This window comes from Streptomyces sp. NPDC002130 (genome assembly GCF_040296465.1).
In the GTDB taxonomy this organism is placed as follows: Bacteria; Actinomycetota; Actinomycetes; order Streptomycetales; family Streptomycetaceae; genus Streptomyces.
This window is the reverse complement of the sequence record NZ_JBEOXI010001225.1, coordinates 1-1061: the sequence shown is the minus strand read 5'-3', so window position 1 is coordinate 1061 and position 1061 is coordinate 1. Positions and strand designations below refer to the sequence as shown.

Below are 1061 nucleotides of genomic sequence, written 5' to 3'. Positions count from 1 at the left end.
CACGGCTATGAGCTGCGCAAACGGCTCAACACATCGCTGGGTGTGTTCCGTGCCTTCAGAGAAGCACGACGTTGAGCTGGGACGAACCGATCAGAACGACGGCGCCGCCGGCAAAGGCAAATCCGTACGCTGTGGCGCTCAGTCCGAACTGTTCCTGCATCACGTAGGACGACGCGGCGATGTACGACCACAAAACGCCGCGGCCGAGACCGCACACGAGCACCAACACCATGAAGTGGGCATCACGGCCGAGCGCAATGTAGGTTCGCGCGATGGCGCCGATGCCCTTGCCCGACCGATTCTCGGGTGGAAGTGTCTCCGGAAGCGATACCGCCGCGAGCGCGATCATGGCGATGCCCAGGACGAAGAGAGCGAGAAAGACTCCGCGCCATTGTGTTACGGACATCAGTGCCCCACCGGTGGAGGGAGCCAGGATGGGCGCTACGCCCATGACCAACATCAGCCGCGAAAGTACAACCGCCGCATCGTGTCCGGTGAAGAGATCACGAACGATTGCCATCGCGATCACGCCGGTCGCGGCGGCGCCAAAACCTTGAAGGGTCCGCAGCGCGGTGAGGACTTCGATGGACGGAGCAAAAAAGCAGGCCAACGACGCGCCGACGTGAATTACTGTGCCCACGAGCAGGGGACGTCGACGCCCGTAGATGTCGGACAGTGGGCCGATGAGCAACTGGCCGAAAGCCAGACCCAGCAGGGTGCCCGTCAGGGTCAACTGAACCATCGTGTCCGACGTGCTGAATTCCTGCGTGATCTGCGGCAGCGCAGGAAGATACATGTCGACGGTGAACGGCCCGAGGGCGGTGAGAATTCCGAGAAGCAGTACCAATCGGATCCGTGCACCGCCCGTCGGGGCGATCACCGTTCGTTCAGTTGTGCTGTTGGTCAAGGAAACCCGAAACTACACTGTAGTAGTCGTATGGTCGTTCTTCCTGAAGATGATGCGACGCCTTGTCCATGATGTAGAGATGGCCATGGGGAATCATCCGCGCAAGCATGAGCGGGTAGTCCGGGGTGAGGAATGCGTCGTGCATGCCCCAGGC

Annotated in this window: 1 protein-coding gene; it reads right to left on the bottom strand. The window is 61.1% G+C overall.

Features of this window, described 5'->3' with window-relative positions:
• Positions 1 to 55: 55 nt before the first annotated feature.
• The gene (locus tag ABT116_RS49820) at positions 56 to 880 is read right to left on the bottom strand and encodes a Bcr/CflA family efflux MFS transporter (protein WP_351648367.1); all 825 of its coding nucleotides are present in this window, start codon (positions 878 to 880) and stop codon (positions 56 to 58) included.
• Positions 881 to 1061 lie beyond the last annotated feature (181 nt).